Raw genomic sequence first — 23,871 nt, forward strand, 5'->3', positions numbered from 1 at the left:
GATCTTCCTGTAAGTTGCGAGTACTGGCACTAATTACTGAAAGTAAAATTTGCCCAGCCTTTGTCTGATCTTTAAAATACATAATGTGAGGAATTGGCTGGTCCCGCAGGGCTTTCATATCAGTATGAAGGTAATGTAGAATGTAATGTAATGGTCATAATTGGGTATTTGGAAAATTAAAAAACAACTCCTTTCTTTGAAAAGGAGTTGTTTTTTTGGTATTCTATTTCATTAATGGCATTTGCAAATAACTGGCATATTTACCACCAGTATACAGAATATGCGTGCCTTTATTATTAGGAATACAACCCGGAGTTCCCGGCATTACAGAACCCATTTCGTCTTTACTGCTGATCATAACACGCAAAGTTTCACCAGCAGAATAAGTCAAACCAATAGGACTAAGGACAATATCTAATTCTACGATTTCTTTTGGCGAAAGTTTTTCTACACGATCAAAACTATATGCCGGTATTTCGTCTGTAGAAAGTTTTGGATCTAAATGTCTGTGTGATGCGCGTAAACGCCCACTCGCACCTTTGTAACGCAATGCAGAAGCTCCGTCTTGTGTAAAATCCTGTAAAGCAGCGTTGCGGTTTGGTACTACAAATTCGCTCAATACATTTCCTAATTTGTCAATTTTTTGTACCCAAACAAATATATCCATATCGTCTGCATTTTCTGCCTCCATAAAGAGTTTCACTTTTGGATACCCAATAAAAGTAGTGTCTTTATCAAAAACAGTTTGGAACGATACGCGAACTAGCATAGCTTCTGGAAAATAACGTAATGGAAAGTCGTTTTCATCAGCATTTAATTGTAGCGTTCGCGTTTTTCCATTCAAGTAGTAACGTTGTAATTCTGATTCTTTTGGAGGGAAAGTTTCCGAAGTAAGTCCGGTGCGATTGCCGCCATGAAAATCTAAAATTGAATATTGTACAGTTGGAGTTTTTTCCCATCCATTTTGTTTGTCAAGCAAATAATAATCAAAGAATTTGCGAAGTTCCTCTGTAGATTCGGCATTATAATAATCAGGCCATTCCTGAGTATCATGAATACGCAACCATTTTTCTTTAGAACCTATAGAACGCCAGGAACGGAAAGTTCCCATTGTATGTAATGTATTAGAGTAACTTGCCACAATATAGGCAGGAACCGTAATTTTAGAAACATCGGCAATTTTATCTTCCCATAAATCGCAATTTGCCAATGGATAAGCTTCTAGTTCGGCAACCATATCTTCGCGTTTTGCGCCTGTAGCACTTACGTGATTTACCTGCAAACGGTGAAGGAAATTCGGATCGGGAATTCCTCCAATGTATGCTAAATCACGATACGCATCCTGTAAACCTTCAGTTGGGTTTATACAAGTAAGATGTGGCGGTTGTCCTGCAGCGATAAACCATTGCGAAAATGCTAAATATGAAGTTCCTGATAATGCGGTTTTCTGATTGGACCAATCCTGTGCGGCGATCCATTCGATAAGATCGTAGCAATCCTCTGCTTCTTGCGAACCAATCATTGTAATATCACCTTCGCTATGTGCAATTCCGCGTGCGTCCGGGTTACAAACCGCATAACCGTGCTGAACCCAATATGCCGGATCTGGCGCTTCAAACTTGGTTAAACCGGAACCCCAGGCATTTCCCATTCCAAGCATATTAAACAAGTTAACATAACGAGGAGCTGTTCCGGCACTTTTTCCATAAGGACTCCATGCAATTAGTGTAGGAACTTTTTCTTCCGTTACAGGCAGATAAACATCTGTGTATATTGTGATACCATCACGCATTTTTACAGGAACATCTTTCAGGAAACGAATATCGCAACCAAGAGCTTTAAAGCCAGGAGCTATTTGTTCTCCTTTTTTCAAAATGATTTCTTTGGTTTCAAATGGACTTAATACTCCGTGTTCAATTCCGTTGTCAATGTATTCAAATGCTGGTTTGAAAATCATTTTTTCAGCTATAGTATTCATATTTATATAATTATTATGTTATTAGCTAATTTAATATTACAAAGCTATGAAAGAATAATCCTGAAAATATAAACGATTCAAACCAAGAAGTATAAAATTCAAACCTAATGGTCCCGATAAAATTTAGGAATATTGCCAGTAATTTTTTTAAAAAAACTACTGAAATAGTTGGGATATTCGAATCCTAAAATGTGCGCAATCTCAGAGATACTCCAATCGGTGTAGCGCAATAATGTTGTTGCTTCGGCAGTAATACGCTCTGCAATTATTGTTGTTGTTGATTTTCCTGTAACTTCTTTAACAGCACGGTTAAGATAATTTACATGAATAGAAAGTAAGCCCGCAAAATCTTGTGCGCTTTTGAATTTTAAAGGTTCGCTGAGGTTTTCTATTGGAAACTGACGCTCCAACTGATCCATAAAATGATTAACGATTCGTAATGAAGCACTGCTGGATTGTATAAAATTTTCTGCAGGACGCATTTGTAATGCGTCGTGAATGATCAGTTCAATGTAAGTACGCATTAAATCATCCTTGTAGAGATAATTTGTTTTGTCGCTTGTAATCATAGTATTAAAAATATCTGTGATCTTATTCTGTTGTTCTTTGTTAAGTTTAAAAGCTGGGTTTGAGTTGAGTTGAAATAGAGGCGAATGCTGGAGGTTTTCCAGCCTTTCCAAAGGTTTAATAAATTCTTCTGTAAATACACAGGAATATCCTGTCTGCTTTTCAGAAATTATCTCAGTGGCATAAGGTATACGAGAATTAGCAAAAAAAAGATACACTCCGTTAAGATGAATAGTCTGATCGTCGTAATGTATTTTGCTGTTTCCTATGCTAAGAAGTATTAGATAGAAATGACGACGCCCGAAAGCTGAAGTACCGGTTTTTGTAACTTTATTCCAGGTCACTTTGAATCCTCTTTGCTTCAGAACCGATTTTAATGCAGGGTTGGCAAATTCTCTTGTTGCTTTCATACAAATATAAAAGTACAAAAATCAAACAAATAAAAATATGCTTTTTTAACTTAATTACTTTAAAAGCTTTGCCAATTGCTTTTCTAACTCGATTACTCCAAAAGGTGTAGCTAGTGATCTTATATGGTATTCGAGAAGATCGATTTCTTCTTTGCGAAAATCTACTTGAGAAAGTGATTTTTCTTTAGTATGAAAGAGAAGTTTGTAGTAAAAGAAAACATACAACTCAAGATTTATATTTTTTCGATATAAATCCTCTTTATACCTTTTTGAATGTTTTCTCTAAAGTTTATATCGTTCTTTCTGTCTGTTAATAATGATAAATTTGTATCTTATATGTATTTCATGAGAGTTTTAGAGTGCTTAATAGTATAAAACTAATTTCGGGAAGTGAAATTAACTTTAGATATTTCATATTTTAAAAAGCTGGGTGGAGCTCATTTAGTATTAATCTTATTTTGATTTTTCTTTAACTATCAATTTAAATTCAGTTTTAAACTTTGATTAAATAATGATTTGATCCAACTATCATGAAATTAAAATCTGGAAAATCTTCAAAAAAGACTGATGATAAAATAAAGAAAGAGAAGCAGCATGCCGCTATAATCGGTTGGTTTGTCAGAAGATGAGGTGTAATATTTTAATGACTTAAATGATTTATAATGAAATTACTGCTCAGTCGAACTCTTTTTTAACTTATTGTTTTATAGCCGGTTAAAGTGTTCGATTCCCAACAACTCCTTTTTTGGTTTTAATACTTTCGATAATCTAAAAAAGAATATTTGTTGAAAGAATAAGAATTGTAGTGATTTAAGGATTTAAAAATGAATGTTTTTGATAATAAAATAAAAAAGGAAGGTGTTCGACACCTTCCTTTTTGTGGAGTCGCCGGGAATCGAACCCGGGTCCAAACAAGCAACTAAAGAGCTTTCTACACGTTTATTTCCTGATTGGATTTTCGTTGTTAAGCTAGGTCAGGAACAACCACTCAACACTTATCTTCTTAATTTCAATCTCCACCCGAAGCTCATGGAAATCTAGGTCTATTTTTACGGTTCCCCTGTACTGACCGCCACAAACCAAGGCTTTCAAGGAGAATCCAGCTTCCCTATCTGATAGGGACGTGGCTTAATCTTACTATAATTCGGATTATGCAGCTAAAGCGTAGTTATTTTCGCCGTGTAAAATTGTAAGATCTTATATTTACGAGCAAGGTCTCAATGCTCGACGTGCTTACTTTTCAATTCGACTTGCTGTCAAAACCAGTCGACCCCAAAAATGAGTTTGCAAATTTATACTATTTGAAGTTAGTTTTGTAATAAATTTTTCAGAAAAATAATATTATTCTTCATCCTTGAAATTAAACGGATAATCGCCAAAAATAGGAGCCAGTTTACGCACCGCATAGGTTTTCGTTGTCATTTTATTGGATAAAGCAATTATGGTTACATGCTCTTTCATTAACGGAATATATGATGACGTATTACCATGCCACCAACCGTTATGGAAATAATAGTTTTGTCCGGTTTCCCAATTGATCATTCTAATTCCTAAACCGTAGTTTTTTGTTCCTTTTCTTTCATTACTATAACCGGTATAAACTTGTTTTAAAAGTTCAGGTTTTAAAAATCCGGGAGCATTTCTGGCGCGGTCAAATTTTAAAAGATCTCTTGCAGTCGAAAATACGTTTTTATCTCCGTAAACATTGTCCAGGTAATCAAAACCAATTTCGACACCATTACCTTTATAGGAAGGAACAATCTTTTTTCTGTCCTTATCATCATCAAAAACATAGGTATGCGTCATGTCTAAAGGTTTAAAAATCATTTCAGACATCGCTTCTTTGTATGATAGGCCGGTAATTTTTTCGATAATAAGCGCAAGCATTGCATAATTGGTATTGCAATAACTAAAACGTGTTCCGGTTTTAGCTTCTAATCCAATATCTTTTGTAGCTAAAATATCAAGAATATCTTTATTGGTCAGTTGATTGTGTCTGTCCCAAACCGACTTGTCTCTGTCTGTAAAATAAGCGTAGTTACGCATTCCGCTTCTGTGCGATAATAACATTCGAATGGTACATTCCGGGTAAGGAAATGTTTTTAAAATTGTATTTACTTTTTGGTCCAAATCGATTTTACCGGCATTCACCAATTTTAAAACTGCGGTTGCAGTCAAAACTTTACTTACAGAAGCAATTTGAACCGGAGTTTCTGCTGTAATCTTAGTTCCTTCGTTTTTATTGGCGAAACCATTATACCTTTCAAAAATAATCTGACCATTTTTTGCTACTAAAAAACTTCCGTTCATCGTATTGTTTGGCCAGTTTTTATTGTAAAAATGATTTATTCTTCCTGTTACTGAATTTATATAAGCTTGTGAAATTTTAGTTTCATTCGCTAATGGTTTCATTTTAGGTAAAGTATCTTCGACTTCTGCTGTTGTATCTGTTTGTGTTTTTTTGTCTTTACCACAAGAGGTTAAAACTAGTATTGAGAAAAGTATTTGTGGTATATTTGTTTTTTTAAGGAGGCTCATTTTCATCATTCTTTAAAAACAAATATATAGAATTCAATATTTATGTTTTGTCTTTTTTTACTGTTTAAAAAGAGTATTTTAACAAAATATTAAGACGTAGTTTAATTAGTTGATTGTTATTCAGCTTTTAACGGTTTTAAAACATTCTAAATTGTATTTTTACAACAAAACTTTAACTAAATTTGTTATATTTGAAACAAATTGAAGTGAAAAAGTTATATTAATAATTATTTTAATCAGCTATAAATGAAATTTGGAATTATAAAAGAAAGAAAAAATCCACCGGATCGACGTGTTGTATTTTCACCAAATGAACTTGCAAAACTGAAACAAACGTATCATGATGCTGTTGTCGAGGTAGAAAGTTCTGATATTAGGATTTTTTCTGATGTTCAATATAAAAGTATGGGAATCACTGTAACAGACGATGTTTCCGGCTCTGATGTTTTATTTGGAGTAAAAGAAGTTCCTGTAGAAAGCTTGATTCCAAATAAAGCCTATTTCTTTTTTTCTCATACGATTAAAAAGCAGCCTTATAACCAGAAATTGTTGAAAGCAATTTTAGAAAAAAATATCGATTTATATGATCACGAAACTATTGTTGATGATCAAAACCGTCGTTTAATTGGTTTTGGAAAATACGCCGGAATGGTTGGTGTTTATAACGGAATTCGTGCTTTTGGGATAAAATTCGAATTGTTTAAATTACCAAAAGCTGAAACTCTTGCCGGAAAAGATGCCTTAATCGCGCATTTGAAACGTCTTAATTTACCAGCATTAAAATTTGTAATTACCGGAACCGGAAAAGTGGGGAGTGGTGCCAAAGAAATTCTTGATGCTATAAAAGTAAAAGAAATTACGGTCGAAAATTATTTAACTAAAAATTACGCACAACCTGTATATGTACAGTTGGATGTTTTAGAATACAATAAAAGAATAGATGGTGTCGAAAAGGATTTTAATGATTTTGTAGCACATCCTGATGAATATGTTTCTGATTTTGAAAAGTTTACTAAAGTCACGGATATTTATTTCGCAGGACATTTTTATGCAACCGGCGCTCCAATGATTTTATCGAGAGAAATGCTGAATGCCAGTGATTGTAAACTAAAAGTTGTGGCTGATATTTCTTGTGATGTTAAAGGTCCAATCGCGTGTACTTTGCGTTCTTCGACTATTGAAGAACCTATCTATGGCTATTTTCCTTTAGAAGACAAAGAGGTTGAGGTTTTTCACCCGGCAGCAGTCGTGGTAATGGCAGTAGATAATTTGCCATGCGAAATACCAAAAGATGCCAGCGAAGGCTTTGGAGAGCAATTTATGGAACATGTAATTCCTGCTTTCTTTAATGGTGATAAAGACGGAATTCTACAACGCGCCAAAATAACAGAAAACGGAAAGTTAACCGAGAGGTTTAGCTATTTACAAGATTACGTAGACGGGAAATAAGTTATAAAGTCTCAGTCTCAGTGCTCAGTTTTCAGTTCCGCACTGAGACTGAATACTGAGACTGAATACTTTTTTAAACCATTTCCTCCGGTTTTACCCAGGCGTCAAAATCCTCTGGAGTTACATAACCCAAACGAACCGCTTCATCTTTAAGCGTTGTTCCGTTTTTGTGTGCGGTTTGGGCAATTTCGGCTGCTTTATAGTATCCTATTTTGGTGTTTAAAGCCGTAACCAACATTAATGAATTGTCTACCAACTCTTTGATGCGTTTGTAGTTGGGCTCGATGCCCTGAGCGCAATGTTCGTCGAATGAAACGCAGGCATCTCCCAATAATCGTGCTGATTGCAGGAAGTTTGCTGCCATAACAGGTTTAAAAACATTCAGTTCATAATGTCCCTGCATTCCGCCTACGGCAATTGCCATATCATTTCCTATTACTTGTGCGCAAACCATTGTTAAGGCTTCGCATTGCGTTGGATTTACTTTTCCGGGCATGATAGAGGATCCTGGTTCGTTTTCAGGAATATGAATTTCTCCAATTCCGGAACGTGGCCCTGAAGCTAACATTCTAACATCGTTTGCTATTTTGTTTAATGAAACAGCCAATTGTTTTAAGGCTCCGTGTGTTTCTACGATCGCATCGTGTGCGGCCAGAGCTTCGAACTTATTCTCGGCAGTTACAAAAGGAAGGTTCGTGAATTTTGCAATATACTCAGCCACTTTTACGTCATAACCTTTTGGTGTATTTAGTCCGGTTCCTACTGCGGTTCCTCCAAGAGCAATTTCTGAAAGATGAGATAGCGTATTTTTTAGCGCTTTTAATCCAAAAGATAATTGAGCGGCGTAACCTGAAATTTCTTGTCCTAAAGTTAGAGGAGTAGCATCCATAAGGTGCGTACGCCCAATTTTTACAACATCTTTGAACTCGGTTGCTTTTGCAGCTAAAGTAGCGTGCAGTTTTTCGACTCCGGGAATAGTAGTTTCGATTACCATTTTATACGCTGCAATATGCATAGCAGTAGGGAAGGTGTCGTTTGATGATTGCGATTTGTTTACATCATCATTGGCTTTGATAAATGGTTCACCTTCGCCAATATTGAAACCTTTTAAAACTTGTGCGCGATTGGCAACTACTTCGTTGACATTCATGTTGCTTTGTGTTCCTGAACCGGTTTGCCAAATTACCAATGGAAATTCATCTTTAAGTTGTCCGGCAAGAATTTCGTCGCAAACGGCTGCAATAGCGTCACGTTTTTCGGCAGATAAAACGCCTAAATCGGCGTTGGCGTATGCTGCTGCTTTTTTTAGGTAAGCAAATCCTTCGATGATTTCTTGTGGCATTGAGGCCGAAGCGCCAATTTTGAAATTGTTACGGGAACGTTCTGTTTGTGCTCCCCAATATTTATCGGCTGGGACTTGTACTTCGCCCATAGTGTCTTTTTCTATTCTGTATTTCATGATGTTATATATGTGTGATTATTGTTTGTTGTTTAATGTTTGTTGTTTAATGTTTGTATGGTAAATGGAACGCGGATGAAACAGATTTACTTCGTAAACGCAGATTTACACGGATTTTTTACTGGTATGCTTACTATTTCTTTAGTTAATAGAAACTTCTTTTTGAAAACTATTGCCCTAGCCCTGATGGGAGCGGCATCCTTTTGTGTCCGCGGCGGCGGACACAAAAGATATAGTGGACAGCAGGAATCAGCTCCTGAAAACACTCATGTTCTTATAATTTAGCTAGTTAAATAATAATCGAAAAAATCCCTTATTTAAAATGAGTTTAAATATACGGATTATTGTGATTTTATGAAAATTGATTTAGTTTTTATTGCTAAGGAAAAATATAAAACATACATTTGTCCTTACATTCAAAAATTCCGGAAAACATGTTTGAATTTTCACAGTACTTAGGCTTTTTACTTTTCTTGACCATACTAACTATAGGGTTTTGGTTAATGTTTTTCTTAGTTGGTTTCGTATCTTATTGGGTTACGGGAGCAAGCTGGGAACTTATCAAAGAGAAAAGAGCAAAGAAAAAAGCAGAACAAGCAATTTAATTTTAAGTTGACTTCATAAAAAAAGGACCCGTTTTTACGAGTCCTTTTTTTTATGCAAAATAAATGAAATTCCAAAAAAGGCCGATCCCAAAACCTATACAGAAAGGAAAAATTTACCGCAAAGAACGCTAAGGTTTTCTTACTGTTAGCTTTTTGTAAAAGGTAAAGTTCGCAAAGCTTTATGTTGATTTAGCTTTGCGAACATTGTGTTCTCTGCGGTAAAAAAAATGTAGATCTATTATGTTTTTAACAACATTTAGAGTTTCTAAAAAAAAAAATCCAAATTCCAACTTTTAAATTGGAATTTGGATTTTAAATTTTGGAATTTATCCAATGAGATTGGAATTTGGAATTTTTTATTTTTGGAATTTCACGAAGTGTTATCCAGGAAATTCTCCTCCGCCGTCTCCGCCACCATCATTTTTAGGGGCTCCGTTCTTTTCTCTTTCGTTTTTAGGCTTGTTGAAACGATACGTAAAAGACAAATTGAATTGACGTTTACGGAATTGCATTTCACCGTATGATGTCTGGCTCTCAAGAGTGGTGTCGTTTTGAAGGTAAGTATAAGACTTCATGATTCTTGAGTTGAAAATATCACTAATATTGAATGCGATTGTAGCTTTGTCTTTTAAGACATCTTTACTAAAGGCGGTGTTCATTGCAAATTGTCCAAGGTTTTTACCCTGAGCTGTTTTTTGTTCTCCATTGTAAACTCCGCTTAATTGCCAGTCTATTTTGTATGGTAAAGTTAGCTTAGAGTTGATTCTTGCAAACCAGGTTGTGGCTTGATTGTCCAGATTTTGTACAACAAGGTTTCCTTTAGAATCATTGTACGTGTTTTCTCCGGTGGTTTTTACGTTGTAAATGTTGAAATTACTGTTTACTCTCCATTTTTTGAATGGTGTATAATTCAGTGTAAATTCGAAACCAAATTTTTGCTCTCTTCCTAAGTTAATTGGACGGCTTAAAATAACCGGAATTCCGTCATTAACTGGATTTTCTGGTGTAGGAGTTACGACCTCACCATCAGAATTTACAACTTCACCTGTAGGCGTTCTTACGAAACTGAAAACATCTTTTGTGTTTTCGAAATATGCTGAAGTATTAAAAGTTAGTTTGTCCCAACGTTTGATGTATCCAATATCGTATTTGTCTGTTAAAGAAGGATCTAAATCAGGATTCCCCTGAAAGATATTTACGTTACTGGAGTAATTTGTTGCAGGGTTCATGAAACGTCCTCTAGGTCGTGATAAACGTTTACTGTAGCTGGCAGAGAAGCTGCTTTGATCTGAAATTTCGTAACCAATAAAAGCACTAGGAAATAAGTTATTATATTTCTTTGTGTTGAAATCGCTATTATCTAATAAGTTCACCTGAATGTTGGTGTCTTCCCAACGTAAACCAAATAAGTACGAGAATTTGTTTACTTTGAAACCATACTGAGTGTAAATCGCGTTAATGTTTTCTTTGTATTCTAAGGTGTTTGATAATTTTGGATCTGGATTACCCAAATTGTCTGTTATTATATATTGGTTATTCAGGTCGCCAAAACTACCTTTATATCCGGCTTCAAACTGACTTCCTTCGCCTAATGGTAAAACATAATCAGCCTGAAGTTGTATTTGTTTCTGAACCTGATCGTTTAAAGTATTATTAAAATTTGGTGATGCTGTAATAAGACTGTTACTGTCATCTGTATTTCTTGAAACCGATAAATCTGCAGTAAGTTTGTGGCCTTTGTCGTTGAAGTTTTTGATTAAATTTGAAGTGTATTCTACGTTTTCACTATCGGTATCACCATTGTTTAAACGGAAAGAAGTTCCTGTAAAAGCATGATTAGCGTCAAAATTATTATAGTTAATCAAGTCTCTGGTATTTCCGTTGCTTTTTTGGTAATTAATAGCATTTGTCCAGTATGTATTTGGCGCTACAGTCCATTCTATACCCGCTCTTCCGTTGAATCCTTCGTTGGTTCTTTTAGTATCACGATCTTCATCTAAATAACCTTTAGGCGTTTTGTCGGCATTAAAATACTCAGTATTGGTTAATCCGCCACCTTCATTGGTTCTGTAGTTATATCCTGCAGTAGTAAAGTAGTTTACTTTTTCTGTTTTATAGTTCAGGTTGGCACTTGCGCCATAAGTTTCAGGAATACCTGTAGAGGCAATAAAAGTTCCGTTAACTCCTTGGTTTTTTCCTTTTTTAAGAATGATGTTAATCAATCCTGATCCTCCTTCGGCATCATAACGTGCGGATGGGTTGGTGATAACTTCTACTTTATCAATAGCATCGGCAGGAAGCTGGCGTAAAGCTTCGGCAACATTGATGGCGTTTGAAGGTCTTCCGTCTATTAAAATCCTGATATTATCACTTCCTCTTAAGCTTACATTTCCTTCGGTATCAACAGAAACTGATGGTACGTTGTCCAAAACGTCACTTACGGTTCCGCCTTTTACCATCATATCCTGACCAACATTGTATACTTTTTTGTCCAGTTTTATTTCTACTGTCGATTTTTCGGCGCGCACTACCACTTCATTTAGTTGTGCTGCATCTTCAGATAAATTTACAACGCCTAAATTGGTGTCGCCCTGAATTGTTCTGCCTTTAATTTCGGTTGCTTTAAACGAAATAAATTCAACTTTTATATCATAAGTTCCGGGAGCAACTGCTACATCAAATTCCCCTTTAGGATTTGTTATTCCGCCAGCAATAACCTTAGTGTCATTTGGCGCTGTGATCGAAATAGTGGCGTATTCAAGAGGTTGTTTACTTATTTTTTCGAAAACTTTTCCTGTAATTTTTACTTTGTTATTGGCTGGTGGTCCTTGTTGGGCATGATTGTAAAAACTTGTAAATAGCATTACAAGCAATACAGCAAATTTGATTTTTTTCATTTTAATTTCTGGTTTCTTTTTCTTTTAGACCGCAAATGTACCTTTTGGTTTAAAGAGAGAAATCACAAAAAAATGTTAATAGTGCTCTTTATAATCAATCTAAAAAAGAAGCCACTTTGTCTAAATCTCTGCCTATAATAGCTTTTCCGTCTTTTATAACAATCGGGCGTTCTATTAAAATAGGATTATCGATCATGGCCTGAACAATTTGGTCATTGGTTAATTCTTTTCCTTTATAATTTTCAATCCAGATTTTTTCTTTAGTTCGAACTAATTCAATTGGTTGTAAATTTAATTTTTCAAGTAATGCTTTTAGTTCATCAAAAGACGGAGTTTCGGTCAGGTACGGGATAATTTCATATTGCTGATTGGTTTGCTCAATAAAAGCCAGACAGTTTCTTGATTTTCCGCAACGTGGGTTATGGTAAATTTGTATCATTTTGTTATATTTAAACTGTTATAAGATAATTAAATTAAAAATTAGGTATTTTAGCAAGACCAAAAATAAGATTTACTTATTAAATCGAATTCTCATTTTTAAATTATTATAAATATGTTTTTAGAACAAGGAATTAAATCTCAGAATAAGTTTTGGTTGTATCTTATTGGTTCAGTTTTAATTATTATCGCTTCGTTTATAGGTCAGATTCCTTTTTCGGTTGCGGTGTTAGTTAAAACTATGACGGGTAAACAAGTAATTCCAACTGATAATGCTGCCGTTATGAAAATCTTCGAACCAAATCTAACTTTGTTTTTGGTCATGATTTCGTTTGCTTTTGCATTTGTGGGCATTTATTATGTGGTAAAGTATTTGCACCATCAAACACTTTTATCGGTTACCACCTCAAGAAAACGGGTCGATTGGAAACGTATTTTTTTCTCCTTCTTTCTCTGGGCTTTTTTTACAATACTAAGTTTTGTAGTAGTGTATTTAAACGCTCCGGAAAGTTTTATATGGAATTTTAAATTGGTTCCTTTTTTGATTTTAGTTGTCGTAGGAGCGATTTTAATCCCAATTCAAACCAGTACCGAGGAATATGTTTTTAGAGGATATTTGATGCAGGGGTTTGCGAATCTGGCGCTTAATAGATGGTTTCCATTAATGATGACCTCTCTTATATTTGGCTTGATGCATATTTTTAATCCGGAAGTTGCCAAAATGGGTTACGTTATTATGGTGTATTATATAGGAACTGGTTTGTTCTTAGGTATTATTACGCTTATGGATGACGGAATCGAACTCGCTCTTGGTTTTCATGCAGCTAATAATTTAATTGGTGCTTTATTGGTCACTTCAGATTGGTCTGTTTTTCAAACCCATTCTCTTTTTAAAGATTTATCAGAACCATCTGCGGGTCTGGATGTTATATTGCCGGTTGTCATAATATATCCTATTTTACTTTTTATTTTTAGCAAAAAATACAATTGGAATAATTGGAAAGAAAAATTAACCGGTAAAATAAATGTTGTAGAAATTTCAAATCAATAAATATTATGTCAAAATTAACACACAAAAATGTTCACAACTATTTCAAGATAAATAGTTTTCATTTAAACGCTGACGAGTTGCGCCGTGTTGCTTATGATTATATAAAGGAAGGTGGTAGCAATGAAGCCGCGATAGGAGAATTTTTGCTCGATTGGTTCGATGATAAGGAATATATCGAGATGAAAACTTCAGGAACCACGGGGCTTCCAAAATTAGTGCGATTAGAGAAACAAGCAATGATTCAGTCTGCTTTAGGGACTGGAGATTTTTTCGAATTAGAGCCGGGCAATAGTGCTTTGCTTTGTTTGCCTGTACAATTTATTGCGGGCAAAATGATGCTGGTGCGCGCTATTATTTTGGGTCTCGAATTGGATATTGTAGAGCCAAGTACACAGCCATTGGCCCTTAATACAAAAGTATATGATTTTGTAGCTATGGTACCTTTGCAGGTTCAGAATTCGATTGATGCTTTAAAAAATGTCAAAAAACTAATTGTAGGCGGAGCTAAAATGGATTCTGCTCTCGAAGAGAAAGTGTTACCATTGATAAAAACCGAAGTTTATGAGACTTATGGTATGACGGAAACGATTACTCATATCGCTGCGAGAAAAGTGGGAGAGAATGTTTTTACCGTTTTGCCAAATGCAAAAATTAGTCAGGATGATCGCGGATGTTTGGTGATTACTGTTGCTGCTATTTCTGATGAGCCAATTGTTACCAATGATTTAGTTGAATTGATAAGAGAGAATCAATTTATTTTTTTGGGAAGAATTGATAATGTTGTAAATAGTGGAGGAGTGAAGCTTATTCCCGAGCAGATAGAAGCAAAACTGATTGGTAAGATAAATACAAGATTCTTTGTAACCGGAGTTCCGGATACTTCTTTGGGCGAAAAATTAATTTTGGTTATTGAAGGTGAGAAACAGGAATTTGCGCCGGAGTTTTTTGATGTTTTAGATAAATATGAAAAACCAAAAGAGATTGTTTTTGTTCCAAAGTTTAAAGAAAACGAAAACGGGAAGTTATTGCGTAAGCCAAGTTTGGTTTAAAAAAATCCCCAATATTTTAAATTCCAAATTCTAATTTTACAATTGGAATTTGGAATTTTTTATTTTTTCTAGATTTTAATGATTGTTTTAAGTAAGTCTAGTTTTATGTAGTTATATTATTAAGTAAGAAAATTTAGTTGTATTTATAAGGTATTAACTTTAAAACCTAATAATTATGAAACTTATTCTAAATCTCCCAAGTGTTCAGGTGCTAAGCAAGAATGAACTAAAACAAATTAAAGGTGGTGATTATATTTATTATTTAAATGGTTATCAAATGCGTTGCTCAAAACCATTAACGCAAACTCCTACCTGCCAAAATATACCAACATATTGTTTGATTTCGCCAGATATGTGTCCTGTAGATTTGTCCTAGTATAAAAAATGCCTTTAGATTTAATTCTCTAAAGGCTTTCTTTTTATTTTAATAATTATTATTTCTGGAAGATAATACTCCGTTAGGAGTTAAATATTGGTAGAAAAAGAGCAGATAAAAAAATATATCCCGTAGGGATTATACATCTATTAATTAAATAGGAACAAAATGAAAAATTCCAAATTCCAAGTATAAAAATTGGAATTTGGAATTTAAAAATATTGGAATTTAATCTCAATTATTCTTTAATTACTGCATCTTTACGTTCTAACAATGCCATATAAAACCCATCAAAACCAGATTCCGATGCCAATATTTTACGATCTTTTATGAAGGTAAATTGTTTTCCGATTTCGGTTTTTAAGAATTTTTCTACCTGTTCCTGATTTTCAGATGGTAAAACAGAACAAGTTGCATATACTAACTTTCCGCCTGGTTTTACAATTTTAGAATAGCTTTCTAAAACTTCTGCCTGTACTTTACGAATGTTATCAATAAACTCAGGTTGTAGTTTCCATTTGGCATCAGGATTTCTTTTAAGAACTCCTAAACCGCTACAAGGTGCATCAATTAAAACACGATCTGCTTTTTCGTGTAATTTTTTGATCACTTTTGTAGTGTCGATGATTCTGTATTCGATATTGAAAGCGCCATTTCTTTTGGCTCTTAATTTCAATTGTTTCAATTTGCTTTCGTACAAATCCATTGCAATCAATTGTCCTTTGTTTTCCATCAAAGAAGCAATGTGCAATGTTTTTCCTCCGGCACCGGCGCAAGTATCTACCACACGCATTCCTGGTTTTACATCCATAAAACCGGCAACTAGTTGTGAGTTGGCATCCTGAACTTCAAAAAGCCCTTGTTTAAAAGCGTCTGTCAAAAATACGTTTGCTCTTTCTTTTAAAACCAAAGCTTCAGGCTGATCTTTTAAATATTCTGTTTCGATATTCAAATCCATCAACGTGTTTCTCAGGCTTTCTTTAGTCCCTTTAAGCGTATTGGTTCTTAAAATAACTTTGGCAGGCTGGTTTTGAGCTGCAATTTCTGTAGCCCAAACTTTTTCACCAAGTTCTTTTACACCCAATTCATCCATCCAGTCCGGAATAGATTCTTTTAAGGCTCTAATTTTAGAAAGTTCGTCAAAACGTCCTTTTATTTTTCTTTCAGGAGTTCCTTCCAGTTGTTTCCAATCCGGAATTGGGTATCCTCTTAAAACGGCCCAAACTGCGAACATTCTCCATAAATTCTCTCTGTCGAAAGGTTCTTTTACTTCGGCAATTTCTGCGTATAATCGTTTCCAACGAACAATTTCGTATATCGTTTCAGCAACAAACTTCCTGTCAGAACTTCCCCAACGTTTGTCTTTTTTTAATGCTCTTGCTACCACTTTGTCTGCATATTCTCCTTCATTGAAAATTGCATTTAAAGAATCGATGGTAGTATAAACTAAATTTCTGTGTAATCTCATTTTACTTATTTGAGTTGCAAAGGTACTATTAATTGATTGAAAGTTAAATTTTTAATTTTGATTGTTGTTTTAACTTCCTTTAAAAAGAAAAAAAACACTCTAATAAGTTTAAAAGAGTGTTTTTTTGAATGTATTTTTTGAATTGATTTATTTGATAATTCGGGTCAGTCCGATGTTTTCCGGAGCGTGAAGCACCATTGGGAATTTCTCTATTTTAACCGAACTACTATCTAAACCAAATGCTCTTTCTTCGGATAAACTCAGTTTCTTGATAAAGAAATAAGAGTTCATGATGATATTTTCGTGCCATCTTAAATCATTGTCATTAGATAAAAACTTCTCAGACAATACAAATTTAAAGTCTCCAATAATATTGTTTTTGTTTAATGATTCGTAACGGCTGGTAATATCCACTTCGCCACGTTTTACCATATCACGAATTACTTCTCTAAACATTAAATTGATTTTGGTAGGTTCTCTAAATCCTAAATTAAAATCGATTCTGTAAATATCGTCTTTCGCAATCTCTGTAACTTTATATTGTGTTTTATATGGCTCAGTTAAGATATTTACGTGAACAAACCAGTAGATATCAGCTCTTTTCGGGCGTTTTTGTAATATCGAATAAATTACCTTTTCCTCTAGTTCATCTACACGATTCGCATTGGTCATATAAACCAAATGTGTTGCGTATTTAGGAATAGATAAGTCTTCACTCAACTCCATTAATACTTTCTTATAATCGTCAATTTTGATGATTTTAGTATAGCTTTTATTAATTTTCTTAGCCAGATACCAGATCGTCATGATAGAGATAAGAACAGATGCAATGATTAGTGTTACGTAACCACCATCGGCAAATTTTGTAATATTGGCAATTAGGAAACTGAATTCAATTAATAAATAAATGGTAATAAGCGGCACCATGAAATATAATTTTACACGTTTCATGATTAAGTAATAGTTCAGCAGGATAGTAGTCATGATCATACATAGTACGATGGCTAGACCATACGCATGCTCCATATTACTTGATTTTTCGAAATGTAAAACGATTCCAACACAACCAAAAAACAGTAGCCAGTTAATTGACGGAATGTATAATTGTCCTTTTACTTCGGTAGGATATTTGATTTTTACTTTTGGCCAGAAATTCAGACGCATTGCTTCGTTGATCAGTGTAAATGAACCACTAATAAGGGCCTGAGAAGCAATAACCGCTGCTAAAGTCGCTACAACAATACCAAATGGTAAAAACCAATGCGGCATAATAAGATAGAACGGATTCCCATTTTCTCCTCCTAATTGTTGTAATGTACTTCCTTCATGATGCGTTAAATAAGCAGCCTGACCAAAATAATTCAATACTAAAGTCAGTTTTACAAAAATCCAGCTAATTCTGATATTTTTTCTACCGCAGTGTCCCATATCTGAATACAAAGCTTCGGCTCCTGTTGTACATAAAAATACTAATCCAAGAACAAAAAATCCTTCAGGGTGAATTTGTAGTAAATGATAAGCGTAATAAGGATTAATAGCTTTTATAACTTCAGGATGCTCCAAAATTTGAATGAATCCTAATGTTCCAAGCATGGCAAACCAAATTAACATCATGGGTGCGAAAAACTTCCCAACCAGCTTGGTTCCAAATTGTTGTATGGTAAATAAGATGAATAGAATTCCAATTACAATATAAACTATTGTCTCGGTTTCCATCTTAGGATAAAACGCTCTGATTCCTTCTACGGCTGATGATATCGAAATGGGCGGGGTTATGATTCCATCGGCAAGCAAGGCGCTTCCTCCAATTATGGCGGGCACAATGAGCCACTGAATTTTTGTTTTTTTGACTAAAGCATAAAGTGCAAAAATACCACCCTCGCCATGATTATCAGCGCTTAAGGTAATAAGTACGTACTTTATTGTAGTTTGTAAAGTCAAAGTCCAAAAAACACATGAGATACCTCCTAATACAATATCCGCGTTTATGATATGTTCGCCAAGTATGGCTTTCATTACATATAAAGGAGAAGTACCGATATCCCCATAAATAATCCCTAATGTGATCAATAAACCCCCTATAGACAACTTACTATGTAAGTTTTTATGCGATGCGCTCATGTATGTTTTTATAAAAGACGGTTGCAAATTTACTGTTTTAAAACAAATTAGCGTCAATTATAAGAAAAAAGATAAAAAAAAGCACAATCGTCAAATTGTGCTTTAGTTTTTTATTTAGAAATGCGAATTTAATATTAGCCTCTTCTTCCGCCTGAACTTCTTGAACCAGCGTTACTTTCTCTTTGTGGCTGGCTGCTTCTTGCTTCCTGTGGTGCTCTTGGAGCTTCAGAACGTTGTGTGTTTTGAGCTCTTGGTGAGCTTGATCTGCTTTCTGAACTTCCTCTGTTTTCTGAGTAGTTTCTTGTTGGTTCTGCTCTCTGCGGAGAGGGAGTTTCTGTTCTTTGAGTATAAGTTCCTCTATTATTTGTATTTCGTGGTGTACTTTCTCTTGAAACATTAGAATTGTTCTGACTGTAATCTCTTCTGTTTTCGGTTCTGTTAGTTGTGTTTTCAACTCTTGCCGGATTGTTATTGTTTACCGTAGCCGAATTACCTCTGTTTACAGGTGTTGAACGGTTTGTGTTGTAACTTCTGTCAGTATTCGTTCTGTTTTCAGCATAGTTTCTGTTTGTAGTTCTATTGTCTGTTGCAGATGTTCTATTTGTATTAGATCTGTTTGTATTGTAAGTGTTTTGGTTTCTGCTAGTTTCTCTGCTTGCAATACGTCTTTGATCTAAATCGTATCTGTTTGTTACATTAGAATGTCTTTGAGCAAAGCTATAGTTAGGACGTCTTGTTTCGTAACCGTAAGTACGTCTTGATTCGTATAAAACCGGAGCTCTGTAACTTCTTCTTGTTGTTACGTAATTGTAATGATTGTTTACATTGATATAAACCCCAATGTTGTTTCTGTATCTGTAAATTGGGTAAGGACTCCATGCAGCATAGTATGTTGGATAATAATTCCATCCCCAGGTAGAGTAATATGGTCTGTAATTATTTACCCAAAATGAGGTATATATTACTGGCGCAACACTGTAAACCGGCTCATAAATATAATTGTCTCCGTATAAATAAGTATTACCTACCACCTGTACGCTTACTTTATTGTAATTATCTCTTTCTACATCGATTGTTGCAATATCCTGGTAAACATCACGATCAAGAACTGCCTGAATAATTACAACGTGAGTTCTGTCTTCTACAGATTCTATCACGCGTAAATAATCAACCTGATCATCGCCATTTAAATCTAGATTCGAGATTTGGTATTTTGGATCATTCAAACGTCTTTCGAAATCCTGAAGATTGGCTGATTCACCAAAGATAGAAGCTACTGCTCTTAAGTCTAAGTTATCGCTTATATCTGAATTTTTTGCATATACAGTAGTTTGGCTTTGTGCTGAACAAGAACCAAAAACTAAAGCTGCAAACGCTATTAAAAGTAAATTAGTTTTCATGATAAAATCATATTAAAGATTAATATTCAGAGATATCCAATTACTGTGCCAGAAAAAAACAAGTAACTTATTTTATATGTTATAAATAATTGTATTTTAGCAATAAAAAAAACTGATTTATATGAGAAAAGTAATATTTTTTTTCGGTGCTTTAATTTTATTAATGTCCTTTAAAGCGCTGAATCATAATGATGAAAGATCATTTTATAATGGTTTTACTTCAATACAAATAGATACTTTATTTCAGGATAAAATTAGTATTAGAGCGATCTCAATCGACAAGAATAAAATTTGGTACGGAGCTGATAATTCCCGATTTGGCTATTATGATTTAGATAAAAAAGAGAAGTTTGAAGATCGTATTTATCGTGATACTTTAAATCTGGAATTTAGAAGTATTGCTCAAAATTCTCAAAGCATATTTTTACTAAGTGTAGGAAATCCTGCATTGCTTTATCAGGTTTCTAAAAAAACTCAGAAAGTTAAGTTAGTTTATAAGGAAGTGAACCCCAAGGTGTTTTACGACAGTATGCAATTTTGGAATGATAAGGAAGGAATAGCAATTGGCGATCCCACAGAAGATACTTTTTCGATTATAGTAACGCGTGACGGGGGAGAAACCTGGACAAAAATATTGTCTGATAAATTGCCTACGAATGCCGAGGGCGAAGCCGCTTTTGCTGCTAGTAATTCGAATATTGTAATAAAAGGAAATGACACATGGCTGGTTTCAGGAGGAAAAAAAGCTCGTGTATTCTACTCTGCGGATAAAGCTAAAACATGGAAAGTTATTGAAACACCAATTGTTCAGGGAAAAACAATGACCGGTATTTTTACGGCAGATTTTTATGATGCCAAACACGGATTTATTGCCGGTGGTGATTATGAACTTCCAAACAAAAAAACAGATAACAAAGCGTTTACTACAGATGGCGGAAATACCTGGAAATTAATAGGTCAGGAAATGGGTTTTGGATACGCGTCGTGCGTGCAATACGTTCCGGGCGGAAATGGTAAGGAAATTATTTGTGTGGGTTCTGAAGGGATTCAATACTCTCAGAATGGTGGCGAAAACTGGACGCAATTATCAACGGATACGAAATTTTTCACCATTCGTTTTATAAATAGAAATACTGCAATTGCTGCGGGGCATAATAAAGTAGTAAGACTTCGTTTTAAATAGTCTTAAAATAACAAGAACCCTAAATAATAAAGTAAGTATTATTATATAGGGTTCCTGTCGCTGTTGTTCTTTAATGTTGGCTTTTATTTGTTGCCAGCTTTATCCCGGTATTGTTTTAATAATTTTCTATTAAAATCATCTTCAGATTTTTTAAGCTTTAATATTTTCTTTGCCGAAAGTATCTTTTTTAAATTGGTATTGTATTTATCGCGTAAAAGGTACAATTCCTTATCTGTGCTTTCTATTTGTGATAAAAGAGCAGCAGCTTCTTTCTCTGACATCGAACTAATGTTATCATCATCTAATTTGCGTAAATACGTTTTCATTTTTTCGTGACGCAATTCAAATTGCTTGTCATCATACGCATTATAAACAGGCCAGAATTTCTCTGCTTCTGTAGAGGTTAGTTCAAGCTCGGTAGTTAAAAAAGAAACTTTATAAGCCTTAATTTTTTCTCGCTTTTCATCTGTTTTATCATTTTGGGCATAAAATGAGAAAGTAGCAAAGAATAGAATTATTGGTAAGATATTTTTAATTTTCATCTTTTGATATTTTTATTTATTCTGAAATTAAATTTTCAATATTTGGATTTGAAGCCAAAATATCTTCGAGTGTTTCCTGTTCAAGGGCAACACCTTTGTTAAGTTTGTCAATATCTTTAGTATCCAGTTCCTTAATCAAATCATACTGATTTAGGTTAGACTGGTATGATAAATAAGTTTCTAAAGTATCTTCGTCAAGTTCTTTAGAAGTGTTGTTGTAATTGTTTATTATAGGAATCATTAATGCAGTAACAACTACAGCTGCAGCCAGTAGTGAAATAACTTTTTTACGCTTGTAAATCGGAATTACTTTTATTTGTTTTTCTTCGTTTACCTGTTGTAAAATTTTTGCCGAAAAATCATCAAAATAATGCTCCGGAGTTTTAAATCCAGATCTTATCTTCGGTTCGTTTTCTAATTTAAATGCTTTCATAATGTCTATAAGATAGGTTTTGTCACAAAAGGTTTAATTTGATGTAACATATATTTCAATTTTTTTTACAGCATGATGATAAGATGCTTTCAAAGCGCCAACAGAAGTTCCGAGGATTTCAGCAATTTCTTCGTATTTTAATTCCTGAAAATACTTCATTTTAAAAACCAATTGTTGCTTTTCCGGCAAGGTTACAATAGCTTTTTGAAGTTTGATCTGAATTTCATCTCCATCAAAATAAACATCAGCTTTCAAATTGTCGATGGTTTTATTTTGTAAAGCTTCAGATGTTATTCCGTTTAGTTTTGCTTTTTGGTTTAAAAAAGTCAAAGCTTCATTGGTGGCGATTCGGTACATCCAGGAGAAAAGTTTACTCTCTCCTTTAAAATTTTTTAAATACTGAAAAACTTTCACGAAAGTGTTCTGCAATACATCATCTGCATCGTCATGATTCAAAACAATGTTTCGAATATGAGAATATAAAGGTTTCTGATAATCAGACACGAGTTTTTGAAACGCGGTATTTTGCGTTTTAGGATTTAATAATTCTTGTATAAATTCCTTCTCGTCTGTCAAATTCCTTGATTTATCTTATTAGAATGAATTTTAAACAAAAGGTTTAATCAGTTCTAAATAAATTAGAATTCTGATTCTTCTTCAGTAGTTTTAGGAGTTGTTGTTTTAGGAACCGCTTTTGGTTTCGGTGCTGCTTTTGGTGTTTGTGCAGGGTCTGTTTCTGTAGGCTCTACAGATGTTGGTTCTGTATTTGCTCTGTAAACAGGAGCTTTTACAACAGGAACAACTTTTGGTTTAATCGGAAAATAAACTTCGGTCATTAACTTAGACGGACTTTTTACATCTAGTTTGCTAATGGTTAAAATTTCAAGGTGAGACCAGCTTAATTCCGGCGTTATTTTTTCTTTATTTATAAAAGCTGTGGTTTTTGCCATTGCTTCGTTTAGATGCGTGTAATCACCCGTTAAAGTTGTTTTTACTGCTTCAAAACCATCGAGTTTTCCTCCTGAAATATCACTTCCTGCAGTTGTCAGGATTTCTTTGTTTGTAGGTAAACAAATCGAAATTTTTGCCAATCCGGTTGTGGTGTCGTACGTATGGTAAATAATAAAAGGTTTTCCGTTGGTAGACAAGCCATTGCTTTCGCTAAACTCAATCAATTTAGGAATAACAATTCTGGCGTTTTTGGTTATTTTAGGAATTTCACTTGTAAAAGTTTGTCTGATATAAGCAGTTTCGGTTTTTCTTACCACACCATTTACTTTAATAGCATATGTTTTAGTTTCGAAATCCAGGTTTTTATCAATGTTGGCAAGACTTTTTTCGTAAATAGTTCCAATAACTTTATCAGAACCTCCGTTTAGAGCGGTATATACTTTAAACAAAAAACTCATTGTTCCTGTTGCTTTCCAGGTTACTTTAGTTTTTCCTCCCAAAGTATCTTTAAAAGTCCAGTTTACATCCGCTTCTGTTCCGTCGTATTTCATTTTTTGCTGAATGCTTTCCCCTTCTTTAGTTTTTAAGGTAATGGCATTTCCGTTTCCTTCGGCTCCAGCCCAATAGTAAGAAGCACCGTTTCCGGCTGTTTTATTAGGAAATGTCATTTTCATCGAAGGATCTGCTACTGACCACGATTCAAAATCTTCGTAATTTCTAAAATCATTTACATAATTATAAACGGTTGCTTTTGGTGAATTAATCACCTTGCTTCTTTCTACAGAAAAAATCCCTTTTTGGGTAGCGACAAAAACAGTTAGGGCAACTAAGCTTAATAATAATAGTAGGAATAAATATTTTAGAATCTTCATTGGAGTCGTTTATTTTGTGTCGTAAAGTTATAAATTTTATTACTAGTCACGCTAATTGTGCCGCAATAAAAGTACACTTTATAA

The 23,871-nt window shown here is 34.3% G+C and carries 20 protein-coding genes and 1 other RNA gene; 7 read left to right on the plus strand and 14 right to left on the minus strand.

Annotated features, from left to right (window positions below; genetic code table 11):
• Positions 1-223: 223 nt before the first annotated feature.
• The 4 genes from ACIDC4_RS07790 to ACIDC4_RS07805 all read right to left on the minus strand — a co-directional run bounded on the left by ACIDC4_RS07790 (position 224) and on the right by ACIDC4_RS07805 (position 5,499).
• Positions 224-1,978, minus strand: coding sequence for a CocE/NonD family hydrolase (locus ACIDC4_RS07790; protein ID WP_412042540.1), 1,755 nt, complete (start codon positions 1,976-1,978; stop codon positions 224-226).
• 104 nt (positions 1,979-2,082) lie between these two features.
• The gene (locus ACIDC4_RS07795; protein ID WP_412042539.1) at positions 2,083-2,955 is read right to left on the minus strand and encodes a helix-turn-helix domain-containing protein; all 873 of its coding nucleotides are present in this window, start codon (positions 2,953-2,955) and stop codon (positions 2,083-2,085) included.
• 877 nt (positions 2,956-3,832) lie between these two features.
• Positions 3,833-4,229: a transfer-messenger RNA gene (gene ssrA, locus ACIDC4_RS07800) on the minus strand.
• 67 nt (positions 4,230-4,296) lie between these two features.
• The gene (locus ACIDC4_RS07805; RefSeq protein ID WP_412042637.1) at positions 4,297-5,499 is read right to left on the minus strand and encodes a serine hydrolase domain-containing protein; all 1,203 of its coding nucleotides are present in this window, start codon (positions 5,497-5,499) and stop codon (positions 4,297-4,299) included.
• 240 nt (positions 5,500-5,739) lie between these two features.
• Here ACIDC4_RS07805 and ACIDC4_RS07810 point away from each other — a divergent pair, with 240 nt between their 5' ends.
• Entirely contained in the window at positions 5,740-6,942 is a 1,203-nt protein-coding gene (locus ACIDC4_RS07810) for an NAD(P)-dependent oxidoreductase (protein ID WP_412042538.1), read from the plus strand.
• Between the two features lie 73 nt (positions 6,943-7,015).
• Here ACIDC4_RS07810 and fumC read toward each other — a convergent pair whose 3' ends face one another.
• Positions 7,016-8,401 carry a class II fumarate hydratase gene (fumC, locus tag ACIDC4_RS07815; RefSeq protein WP_412042537.1) on the minus strand — a complete coding sequence of 462 codons (1,386 nt, stop codon included), beginning with the start codon at positions 8,399-8,401 and terminating at the stop codon, positions 7,016-7,018.
• 75 nt (positions 8,402-8,476) lie between these two features.
• Here fumC and ACIDC4_RS07820 point away from each other — a divergent pair, with 75 nt between their 5' ends.
• Positions 8,477-8,686 (plus strand): hypothetical protein, encoded by a 210-nt coding sequence (locus tag ACIDC4_RS07820; protein ID WP_412042536.1) that lies wholly within the window; start codon positions 8,477-8,479, stop codon positions 8,684-8,686.
• A gap of 149 nt (positions 8,687-8,835) precedes the next feature.
• Positions 8,836-9,006, plus strand: coding sequence for a hypothetical protein (locus tag ACIDC4_RS07825; protein WP_194615743.1), 171 nt, complete (start codon positions 8,836-8,838; stop codon positions 9,004-9,006).
• A gap of 380 nt (positions 9,007-9,386) precedes the next feature.
• On the opposite strand, the gene ACIDC4_RS07830 is transcribed toward ACIDC4_RS07825, so the two are convergent.
• Together ACIDC4_RS07830 and arsC are read right to left on the minus strand one after the other, a co-directional pair.
• The gene (locus ACIDC4_RS07830) at positions 9,387-11,903 is read right to left on the minus strand and encodes a TonB-dependent receptor (RefSeq protein ID WP_412042535.1); all 2,517 of its coding nucleotides are present in this window, start codon (positions 11,901-11,903) and stop codon (positions 9,387-9,389) included.
• Positions 11,904-11,997: 94 nt separating this feature from the next.
• Positions 11,998-12,342, minus strand: coding sequence for an arsenate reductase (glutaredoxin) (gene arsC / locus ACIDC4_RS07835; RefSeq protein WP_412042534.1), 345 nt, complete (start codon positions 12,340-12,342; stop codon positions 11,998-12,000).
• Between the two features lie 114 nt (positions 12,343-12,456).
• On the opposite strand from arsC, the gene ACIDC4_RS07840 reads away from it, so the two are divergent.
• The 3 genes from ACIDC4_RS07840 to ACIDC4_RS07850 all read left to right on the plus strand — a co-directional run bounded on the left by ACIDC4_RS07840 (position 12,457) and on the right by ACIDC4_RS07850 (position 14,817).
• Complete coding sequence (locus ACIDC4_RS07840) at positions 12,457-13,392, plus strand: CPBP family intramembrane glutamic endopeptidase (RefSeq protein WP_412042533.1); 936 nt, start codon at positions 12,457-12,459, stop codon at positions 13,390-13,392.
• Between the two features lie 5 nt (positions 13,393-13,397).
• Positions 13,398-14,441, plus strand: coding sequence for an AMP-binding protein (locus ACIDC4_RS07845; RefSeq protein ID WP_412042532.1), 1,044 nt, complete (start codon positions 13,398-13,400; stop codon positions 14,439-14,441).
• Between the two features lie 175 nt (positions 14,442-14,616).
• Positions 14,617-14,817, plus strand: a complete 201-nt coding sequence (locus ACIDC4_RS07850; protein WP_230040085.1) for a bacteriocin — start codon at positions 14,617-14,619, stop codon at positions 14,815-14,817.
• 238 nt (positions 14,818-15,055) lie between these two features.
• Here ACIDC4_RS07850 and ACIDC4_RS07855 read toward each other — a convergent pair whose 3' ends face one another.
• From ACIDC4_RS07855 to ACIDC4_RS07865, 3 genes are all read right to left on the minus strand, one after another.
• Positions 15,056-16,285, minus strand: a complete 1,230-nt coding sequence (locus tag ACIDC4_RS07855; RefSeq protein WP_412042531.1) for an RsmB/NOP family class I SAM-dependent RNA methyltransferase — start codon at positions 16,283-16,285, stop codon at positions 15,056-15,058.
• A 147-nt stretch (positions 16,286-16,432) separates the two neighbouring features.
• Positions 16,433-18,406, minus strand: a complete 1,974-nt coding sequence (locus ACIDC4_RS07860; protein ID WP_412042530.1) for a KUP/HAK/KT family potassium transporter — start codon at positions 18,404-18,406, stop codon at positions 16,433-16,435.
• 134 nt (positions 18,407-18,540) lie between these two features.
• On the minus strand, positions 18,541-19,806 hold the full coding sequence (locus ACIDC4_RS07865; RefSeq protein WP_412042529.1) for a hypothetical protein: 1,266 nt from the start codon (positions 19,804-19,806) through the stop codon (positions 18,541-18,543).
• A gap of 121 nt (positions 19,807-19,927) precedes the next feature.
• Here ACIDC4_RS07865 and ACIDC4_RS07870 point away from each other — a divergent pair, with 121 nt between their 5' ends.
• On the plus strand, positions 19,928-20,989 hold the full coding sequence (locus ACIDC4_RS07870) for a beta propeller repeat protein (RefSeq protein WP_230040079.1): 1,062 nt from the start codon (positions 19,928-19,930) through the stop codon (positions 20,987-20,989).
• A gap of 83 nt (positions 20,990-21,072) precedes the next feature.
• Here the strand turns inward: ACIDC4_RS07870 and ACIDC4_RS07875 are convergent, their stop codons facing one another.
• The 4 genes from ACIDC4_RS07875 to ACIDC4_RS07890 all read right to left on the minus strand — a co-directional run bounded on the left by ACIDC4_RS07875 (position 21,073) and on the right by ACIDC4_RS07890 (position 23,787).
• Positions 21,073-21,531, minus strand: a complete 459-nt coding sequence (locus tag ACIDC4_RS07875; RefSeq protein ID WP_412042528.1) for a sensor of ECF-type sigma factor — start codon at positions 21,529-21,531, stop codon at positions 21,073-21,075.
• A gap of 16 nt (positions 21,532-21,547) precedes the next feature.
• Positions 21,548-21,964 (minus strand): hypothetical protein, encoded by a 417-nt coding sequence (locus ACIDC4_RS07880; RefSeq protein ID WP_412042527.1) that lies wholly within the window; start codon positions 21,962-21,964, stop codon positions 21,548-21,550.
• A 33-nt stretch (positions 21,965-21,997) separates the two neighbouring features.
• Positions 21,998-22,540, minus strand: a complete 543-nt coding sequence (locus ACIDC4_RS07885; RefSeq protein ID WP_412042526.1) for an RNA polymerase sigma factor — start codon at positions 22,538-22,540, stop codon at positions 21,998-22,000.
• 62 nt (positions 22,541-22,602) lie between these two features.
• Positions 22,603-23,787 carry an SRPBCC family protein gene (locus ACIDC4_RS07890; RefSeq protein ID WP_412042525.1) on the minus strand — a complete coding sequence of 395 codons (1,185 nt, stop codon included), beginning with the start codon at positions 23,785-23,787 and terminating at the stop codon, positions 22,603-22,605.
• Positions 23,788-23,871: the final 84 nt, after the last annotated feature.

It is taken from the genome of Flavobacterium sp. C3NV (assembly GCF_046825355.2).
GTDB lineage: Bacteria > Bacteroidota > Bacteroidia > Flavobacteriales > Flavobacteriaceae > Flavobacterium.

Bases quoted from the DNA above. Each gene is read 5' to 3' on its own strand.
- ACIDC4_RS07795 (WP_412042539.1), bottom strand. From the start codon at position 2,955: ATGAAAGCAACAAGAGAATTTGCCAACCCTGCATTAAAATCGGTTCTG.
- ACIDC4_RS07890 (WP_412042525.1), bottom strand. From the start codon at position 23,787: ATGAAGATTCTAAAATATTTATTCCTACTATTATTATTAAGCTTAGTT.
- arsC (WP_412042534.1), bottom strand. From the start codon at position 12,342: ATGATACAAATTTACCATAACCCACGTTGCGGAAAATCAAGAAACTGT.
- ACIDC4_RS07855 (WP_412042531.1), bottom strand. From the start codon at position 16,285: ATGAGATTACACAGAAATTTAGTTTATACTACCATCGATTCTTTAAAT.
- ACIDC4_RS07825 (WP_194615743.1), top strand. From the start codon at position 8,836: ATGTTTGAATTTTCACAGTACTTAGGCTTTTTACTTTTCTTGACCATA.
- ACIDC4_RS07805 (WP_412042637.1), bottom strand. From the start codon at position 5,499: ATGAAAATGAGCCTCCTTAAAAAAACAAATATACCACAAATACTTTTC.
- ACIDC4_RS07845 (WP_412042532.1), top strand. From the start codon at position 13,398: ATGTCAAAATTAACACACAAAAATGTTCACAACTATTTCAAGATAAAT.
- ACIDC4_RS07865 (WP_412042529.1), bottom strand. From the start codon at position 19,806: ATGAAAACTAATTTACTTTTAATAGCGTTTGCAGCTTTAGTTTTTGGT.
- ACIDC4_RS07875 (WP_412042528.1), bottom strand. From the start codon at position 21,531: ATGAAAATTAAAAATATCTTACCAATAATTCTATTCTTTGCTACTTTC.
- ACIDC4_RS07790 (WP_412042540.1), bottom strand. From the start codon at position 1,978: ATGAATACTATAGCTGAAAAAATGATTTTCAAACCAGCATTTGAATAC.
- ACIDC4_RS07810 (WP_412042538.1), top strand. From the start codon at position 5,740: ATGAAATTTGGAATTATAAAAGAAAGAAAAAATCCACCGGATCGACGT.
- ACIDC4_RS07880 (WP_412042527.1), bottom strand. From the start codon at position 21,964: ATGAAAGCATTTAAATTAGAAAACGAACCGAAGATAAGATCTGGATTT.
- ACIDC4_RS07840 (WP_412042533.1), top strand. From the start codon at position 12,457: ATGTTTTTAGAACAAGGAATTAAATCTCAGAATAAGTTTTGGTTGTAT.
- ACIDC4_RS07820 (WP_412042536.1), top strand. From the start codon at position 8,477: ATGAAACAGATTTACTTCGTAAACGCAGATTTACACGGATTTTTTACT.
- ACIDC4_RS07860 (WP_412042530.1), bottom strand. From the start codon at position 18,406: ATGAGCGCATCGCATAAAAACTTACATAGTAAGTTGTCTATAGGGGGT.
- fumC (WP_412042537.1), bottom strand. From the start codon at position 8,401: ATGAAATACAGAATAGAAAAAGACACTATGGGCGAAGTACAAGTCCCA.
- ACIDC4_RS07850 (WP_230040085.1), top strand. From the start codon at position 14,617: ATGAAACTTATTCTAAATCTCCCAAGTGTTCAGGTGCTAAGCAAGAAT.
- ACIDC4_RS07830 (WP_412042535.1), bottom strand. From the start codon at position 11,903: ATGAAAAAAATCAAATTTGCTGTATTGCTTGTAATGCTATTTACAAGT.
- ACIDC4_RS07870 (WP_230040079.1), top strand. From the start codon at position 19,928: ATGAGAAAAGTAATATTTTTTTTCGGTGCTTTAATTTTATTAATGTCC.